Annotated in this window: 7 protein-coding genes; all 7 read left to right on the top strand. The window is 38.2% G+C overall.

Features of this window, described 5'->3' with window-relative positions; genetic code table 11:
* Window positions 1-474 precede the first annotated feature (474 nt).
* The 7 genes from rpmH to mnmG all read left to right on the top strand — a co-directional run bounded on the left by rpmH (window position 475) and on the right by mnmG (window position 7,491).
* Window positions 475-615: a 50S ribosomal protein L34 gene (rpmH, locus tag JG29_RS07890; protein WP_025085419.1), complete on the top strand. Its 141-nt coding sequence runs from the start codon at window positions 475-477 to the stop codon at window positions 613-615.
* Window positions 616-675: 60 nt separating this feature from the next.
* The gene (gene rnpA / locus JG29_RS07885) at window positions 676-1,026 is read left to right on the top strand and encodes a ribonuclease P protein component (RefSeq protein WP_045923401.1); all 351 of its coding nucleotides are present in this window, start codon (window positions 676-678) and stop codon (window positions 1,024-1,026) included.
* A 13-nt stretch (window positions 1,027-1,039) separates the two neighbouring features.
* Window positions 1,040-1,879, top strand: a complete 840-nt coding sequence (gene yidC, locus JG29_RS07880) for a membrane protein insertase YidC (RefSeq protein ID WP_045923400.1) — start codon at window positions 1,040-1,042, stop codon at window positions 1,877-1,879.
* Between the two features lie 28 nt (window positions 1,880-1,907).
* The gene (gene jag / locus JG29_RS07875) at window positions 1,908-2,567 is read left to right on the top strand and encodes an RNA-binding cell elongation regulator Jag/EloR (RefSeq protein WP_045923399.1); all 660 of its coding nucleotides are present in this window, start codon (window positions 1,908-1,910) and stop codon (window positions 2,565-2,567) included.
* A 138-nt stretch (window positions 2,568-2,705) separates the two neighbouring features.
* A complete protein-coding gene (gene pgtP, locus JG29_RS07870; protein ID WP_045923398.1) occupies window positions 2,706-4,052 on the top strand; it encodes a phosphoglycerate transporter protein PgtP in 1,347 nt (448 codons plus the stop codon).
* A gap of 130 nt (window positions 4,053-4,182) precedes the next feature.
* Complete coding sequence (gene mnmE / locus JG29_RS07865; protein WP_045923397.1) at window positions 4,183-5,568, top strand: tRNA uridine-5-carboxymethylaminomethyl(34) synthesis GTPase MnmE; 1,386 nt, start codon at window positions 4,183-4,185, stop codon at window positions 5,566-5,568.
* Window positions 5,569-5,589: 21 nt separating this feature from the next.
* A complete protein-coding gene (mnmG, locus tag JG29_RS07860; protein ID WP_045923396.1) occupies window positions 5,590-7,491 on the top strand; it encodes a tRNA uridine-5-carboxymethylaminomethyl(34) synthesis enzyme MnmG in 1,902 nt (633 codons plus the stop codon).
* Window positions 7,492-7,508: the final 17 nt, after the last annotated feature.

Genomic DNA, 7,508 nt, shown 5'->3' with positions numbered 1-7,508 from the left:
GATCTTTTCCTCCCCCGAGAAATATAAACTGATTAACTGTGATATTCTAGCATGATTTAAAAAAGTTTTCCACAGTTGGATTATTTTTAATAACTTTTCCCGTTATCCACTTGGATAATAAATATTGTTTAAATTTCCTGTGGAAAAGATCTGATTTTACAAGCTTTCCACAACTGATTATACGCTCTAAACTGTTCTGTGATAACAAAATAAATGGGTTTTCGACAATTGTGGAAAAGCTGTTAACAACTTGTAGATTTGTGGAGAAAGAGTTTTTATCTTTGTGCAAAATTTTTTGATTAAACCTAATAAAAAAGTTATTCACCGCTTTTTCAACAGGTGGATAACTGAGGCTATAGAAAGATTAACAAATTATCTTTGCTTTAATCAATATTTGTGATAAACTATCATGGTGATTATCTTAGACTAGTACAGTGACAATACGCTTGAAGAAGTTATGGAGGTGTGAAAAACATGACTACCAAGAGAACTTACCAACCTAAGAAACGTCATCGTGAGCGAGTACATGGCTTTATGAAGCGCATGAGTACCAGTAATGGTCGTAAAGTTTTAGCACGACGTCGTAAAAAGGGTCGCAAGGTTTTATCTGCTTAAGCCACTGAAAAATTATTCAGTGGTTTTTTTATTGGCAGAACCAAAATTAAAGGATTAGTTATGAGAAAAAGTTATCGTATCAAAAAAGAGGCCGAATTTCAGGCGGTTTTTGATTATCATCAATCCGTGGCTAATAAAGCCTTTGTCTTATATCAAATGCCTAAATCACACCAGAAACATTTTCGGGTAGGCATTTCTGTGGGTAAAAAAATAGCCCACACGGCCGTGCAACGTAATCAAATGAAACGTTATATACGTCAGGCTTTGCTGGAAATAAAACCACAGCTGCCTGCGGAAATTGATTTTTTAATTATTGCTCGTAAACCGGCAACGCAATTAAATATGGCGGAAACGAAAAAAAATCTGTTACATCTTCTAAAATTAGGTAAAATATTATCAGAATCTACTTAAAGGAAAATTAATTATGTCGAAGAAAAAAAAGCATCTTCTGTTATTGGCTGCGTTATTTTTGGTAGTGGTTGTAGTTATTAGCGGTTGTTCCAATATTAATGAGCCTATTACCAAAAATAGTCCGGGATTTTGGAATCATTATGTTTTATACCAATTTTCACGTTTTATTTTATGGTTGGCCAGCTTAGTTAAGAATAGCTACGGTTGGGCCATTGTACTTTTTACCATCATTGTAAGAATTATTTTATTACCGATAAATTGGTGGCAAATTCGCAGTATGAATAAACAAATGCAGGTGCAGCCGCAAATGAAAGCCCTGCAGGAAAAGTATTCAGCTAAAGATATGGAAACTCAGCAAAAGCTGCAGGCTGAAACTAAGAAATTATACGCGGAAGCCGGTATTAATCCGATTGCAGGTTGTCTGCCTTTGTTAATTCAGTTGCCGGTTATGTGGGCTTTGTATCAGGCTATTTACCGCACAACCGAATTAAGAAATGGTCATTTTCTGTGGATGGAGCTAGGTAAGCCTGATCCAATTTATATTTTACCGATTTTAGCGGCCATTTTTACCTTTTTGAGTACTTGGATTGCTAATTTGTCGCAGCCTGAGCAACCACAAGCAACGAAAGTAATGATGTGGATAATGCCAATTATGATTTTAATTCCGGCAATTACAATTTCTTCGGCAATTTCGGTTTATTGGGTAGTATCTAACGCTTTTCAAGTTTTGCAAACTTTACTTTTGCAAAATCCTTTTAAGTATAAAAAGCAGCAGCAGGAAAAATTACAACGGGAAAAGCAGCGGCAGAAGGCTTTACGCAAAGCGAAAAAACGCGCCTTTAAAAAACGTTAGACTAACTTTATAGGAGTCATGATTATTTATGACACAATTTCAAGGAAATACGATTCAAAATGCCATTGAAAGTGGTATGCGCCAACTAAACCTACAGCGTGAGCAAGTTTCAGTTGATGTCATTAGTGAAGGGCGCAAAGGCTTTTTAGGAATAGGCAAAAGACCAGCTCTTGTTGATATTAAACCACTGGAAAATGTGAAAACTTTAGTTGATGTATCTCAAAGTACTAGTGAACAAATCGCCCGAATTCAAGCTTATCTCAATCAAATTGTCGCAACTATTGATTATCTGCAAACGGCAACCCTCATTAAAAATACTGATAGTTTAAAATTTGAGTTGCAAACGGCCCCGGAAAATCAAGCACAGGCGATTGGCAAACATGGTAAGAATATTAATGCTTTACAAACCATTATCCAAGAATATGCTTATTACTTAGATTTTCGCCAACAGCCGATTTTATTAGATTGCGGCGACTATCGTCAGCGGCGGCAAAAGGCCTTACTGGCTCTCTCTACTTTTAAGGCCGAGCAGGTGGCAGCTACTCAAAAACCGGCCTATCTAGATCCGATGCCGGCTTTGGAACGAAAGATTATTTATGAAAACCTAGCCGCTAATAAGCAAGTTAATGTCCGCACGCAAGGCAAAGGTACTGCTAGATATGTAGTTATTCGTCCCGTCCAGCAATAATAATTAAAAAAGTATGCTTTTTGCAGCATACTTTTTCTGTTCTAAAATACGTTATTGACTGCAGCAGCGGTAATTAATTGACACCTGAGCGGGGAAAGTTGATAATGAAAACGTTGACCATAAAAAAGAGGGTTTTTTATGAATTTTCTTAAACCACCACAATCACAGAGTCAAGTTCATCAAGCACAAATTAAAAGTACTTATCAACGGCTACGTTGGCAAGTATTTCTAGGAATTTTTATTGGATATGCCGGCTATTATTTATTGCGAAATAATTTTACTATTGCGCTGCCGCAGTTGGTTCAGGCAGGATTTACTAAATCCCAATTAGGATGGGCTTTTTCAGCGGTGTCTATTGCGTATGGTTTTAGCAAGTTTATCATGGGGACTGTCTCAGATCGCAGCAATGCGCGGATCTTTTTACCATTAGGGTTGATCTTAACAGCGCTGGTTAATCTTTGTTTGGGTTTGATTCCAGTTTTGACACAATCTTTAAATATAATGGCGGTTTTACTGTTTTTGATTGGTTGGTTTGAAGGTATGGGCTGGCCGCCTTCCGGGCGTATTTTAACGCACTGGTTTTCCATTAGTGAACGTGGAGGTTGGACCTCAGTTTGGAATGTTGCGCATAATGTCGGTGGAGCCTTGATGGCACCATTAGCTACTGGCGGCATCATTTGGATGAGTGCTTGTTTTCCACATTTACAGGCTTTTACCGGAGCCTTTGTGCTGCCGGCAATAATAGGCATAGTAATCGCTCTGTTGGCTTATTTATTAATTCGTGATACTCCTGAAGCTATGGGCTTGCCGCCCATTGAGGTTTACCATAATGATTTTCCGAACCAGGAGCATAAGCTGTACGAAAAAGAAATGACAACCAAAGAGATTTTGTTTCAATATGTATTAAATAATAAATGGGTCTGGCTGATTGCTTTTGCTAATATTTTTGTGTATTTTGTCCGTTATGGCGTAGAAAATTGGGCGCCGACGTATCTGACGGAAGTCAAACATCTAACTTTAACAAATTCCAGCAGTTCTTATTTTTTATACGAAATCGCTGGTATTCCCGGAACCATCTTTGCGGGCTGGGTTTCGGATAAGATTTTTCATGGTCGGCGAGGCCCTGCAGGCTTCACCTTTATGATTTTGGTGAGTCTCTTTGTTATTTTTTATTGGCAAGCTCAAAATCAGCTCATGATAAATATTGCCTTAATTATGATTGGCTTTTTAATCTATGGTCCTGTTATGTTAATTGGTTTACAAGCTTTAGATTCTGTTCCGAAAAAAGCTGCCGGTACTGCTGCGGGTTTGACAGGTTTATTTGGTTATCTTTTCGGCTCTGTAGCCGCCAATGCACTTATGGGAATGATTGTGGATCATTTCGGTTGGTCGGTAGGCTTTATAACTATTTTTATAGCCGCTTTATTAGCGGCAGCTATTTTTGCTTTAACTTGGAATTTACGTGGGCAAGAAGCACAAGCCTAGCATTTACTTTGACAAAATAAGTATAAAAAGTTATATTATCTAATTAGTTATTAAAAAGTAGTCAAAGTGCTTTTTATCTAGACCAGAGGGATAGATTAATAGCACTTTTTTTGTGTTTGAGGAGGTTAAAATGGCAGAAATTACCGAGTTTGATACAATTGCCGCCATTTCTACACCAATTGGTGAAGGCGCTATTTCAATAGTGCGGCTTTCCGGTGATCAGGCGGTCGCTATTGCTAACAAAGTGACACGAAATATTGATCTTACTAAAGTGGCATCGCATACGATCAATTATGCTCATGTAATTGATCCGCAAACTCAGCAGGATATTGATGAAGTTATGGTTTCAGTGATGCTGGCTCCTAAAACTTTTACTCGTGAAGATATCGTAGAAATTAATACTCATGGCGGTATTATGGCTACTAATTCCGTTTTACAAACACTTTTGAGTAATGGTGCTCGTTTGGCAGAACCGGGAGAATTTACGAAGCGTGCCTTTTTAAATGGGCGAATTGATTTAACTCAGGCAGAATCAGTAATGGATATTATTCGCGCGAAAACCGACAAGGCCAGACAACAAGCACTTAATCAATTAGATGGTTCTTTAGCCCATTTAATTCGGAATTTGCGCCAGCAAATTTTAGAAGTTTTAGCCCAAGTGGAAGTAAATATCGATTATCCTGAGTACGATACAGAGCAAATGACCATTAACCTGCTGCAAGAAAAAGCGCAGCAAATATCACAAAAAATTACTGATTTAATTAAAACTGCCAGTGAAGGTCAGATCTTAAACCATGGACTGAAAACCGCTATTATTGGTAAACCTAATGTGGGCAAATCCAGTTTATTAAATGCTTTGTCCCATCAGCAGCGCGCGATCGTTACTGATGTGGCCGGAACTACACGTGATGTCATTGAACAGATGGCTAATATTAACGGTATTCCCTTACAATTAGTCGATACAGCTGGTATTCATGCTACCGAAGATAAGGTAGAACAATTAGGGGTCGATCGTAGTCTGCAAGCTTTGGACAATGCAGATTTGGTATTAATGCTTTTAGACGGTAGTCGACACTTAGATGACCAAGATTTAAAATTACTCCAATTAACACAAAATAAAAAACGAATTATTATTATCAATAAAATGGACTTGCCTCAAGTCCTATCTCGTCAGCAATTAACTGGTGAAATTAATAAAGAACAACCGATTGCTATTTCGGCACTGGGACAACAAGGAATTGATCAAATTGAGCAGCAAATTGAACAGTTATTTTTTGCCGGAGTGCCGACAAGTACCAATACTGCAGTGGTAACTAATGCACGTCAGTTGGGATTATTAAAGCAGGCGCAACAAGCATTAACCGATGTACAAACCGGAATTCAACAACAAATGCCCATTGATTTGGTGCAGATTGATATGACTAATTGTTGGAACCTCTTAGGAGAAATTACTGGAGAAAGTGCACCGGATGAGTTAATAACAGAACTCTTTAGTCAGTTTTGCTTAGGAAAATAGTGTGATGAAAGGATTGTTGTAATGCAGGAATATGATGTACAAGAACATTATGATGTTATTGTTGTCGGCGCAGGACATGCTGGCTGTGAAGCAGCTTTAGCGGCTGCCCGGATGGGTGAAAAAACATTATTATTAACGATCAATTTAGATATGGTAGCCTTTATGCCTTGCAATCCTTCGATTGGTGGGCCCGCAAAAGGAATCGTCGTTCGTGAAATTGACGCTTTAGGCGGCCAAATGGGGCGCAATATCGATGCGACTTATATTCAAATGAGAATGCTGAATACCGGCAAAGGCCCAGCTGTCCGTGCTTTACGGGCCCAAGCCGATAAAAATGAGTACCATCGTGTAATGAAAGAAACCCTGGAAGACGAACCCAATTTAACTTTACGCCAAGGTTTGGCCGAAAAGCTAATTGTTAAAAACGGCCAATGCTATGGAATTATTACTAATACAGGTGCCAGATATCATGCTCAAGCAGTAGTTTTAACTGCGGGGACTTCTTCTCGCGGTAAAATTATTATTGGTGAGTTAATGTATTCTTCGGGACCGAACAATTCTTTACCGTCAATTAAATTATCGGAAGATTTAGAACAACAAGGTTTTAAGTTGCAGCGTTTTAAAACCGGGACTCCGCCTAGAGTTAATAAAGATTCGCTTGATTTCTCACAAATGCAGGAACAACCGGGAGACACCACACCGCGTTCTTTCTCTTATGAAACCGCACCCCAAGATTATTTGAAACAGCAGATTCCTTGTTGGATGACTTATACTAATGCTAAAACCCATCAAATTATTCGGGATAACCTAAATCGGGCGCCGATGTTTTCTGGGGTTATTAAAGGCGTAGGTCCCCGTTATTGTCCTTCGATTGAAGATAAGGTGGTTCGTTTTGCTGATAAACCCCGCCACCAGTTATTTATTGAGCCTGAAGGTAAAGATACTAAAGAGTATTATGTGGGAGATTTTTCTACTTCTATGCCTGAAGAAATTCAACAACAAATGTTGCATTCAGTAGCAGGACTAGAACATGCTCAAATGATGCGACCCGGTTATGCTATTGAATATGATGTTGTCGAACCGTGGCAATTGAAGCAGACCTTAGAAACTAAAATAATTAAGAATTTATATACAGCTGGTCAAATGAATGGTACTTCCGGTTATGAAGAAGCTGCAGGGCAAGGTATTATTGCCGGAATCAATGCGGCTTTAAGAGTACAAAAAAAGGCGCCCTTTATTTTAAAGCGCAATGAGGCTTATATTGGAGTAATGATTGATGATTTGGTTACGAAGGGTACCAATGAACCATATCGTCTTTTAACCAGCCGTGCTGAGTATCGTTTGATTTTACGCCATGATAATGCTGATTTACGTCTTACAGCCAAGGGACATGAATTAGGCTTAATTAGTGACGAACGCTTTCAGCGATTGCAACAAAAAAAGCAGCAAATTACTGCAGAAATACAACGTTTATCAGTCACTAGAATTAAACCCAATCAACAGATTAATGATTTTTTGCAGCAAAAACAAATGCCGCCTTTAAAAGACGGTATTTTGGCCGCTGATTTATTAAAACGACCGCAAATTCATTATACGGATGTGCTGCAATTTCTGGATTCTAATCCTACCTTATCCGAACAAGTATGTGAGCAGGTAGAAATTTCAATTAAATATGCAGGTTATATTAAAAAAGAAGAGGCTCAAATTGCACATTTAAAAAAATTAGAAGCTAAAAAAATTCCTGATAATATTGATTATGATGATGTTCATGGCTTAGCTACTGAAGCCTTGCAAAAATTAAAAAAAATCAATCCTACTACCATTGCACAAGCGGAACGAATTTCTGGAGTTAATCCTGCTGATATCAGTATTTTAATGGTTTATATTCAACGTGGGCGTATTGCCAAAACTGTTTCTAAATAAGTTAGCAATAAAACAAT

The sequence above is a fragment of the Bombilactobacillus mellis genome (assembly GCF_000967245.1).
GTDB lineage: Bacteria > Bacillota > Bacilli > Lactobacillales > Lactobacillaceae > Bombilactobacillus > Bombilactobacillus mellis.
This window is presented reverse-complemented; position numbering and strand designations above follow the sequence as displayed.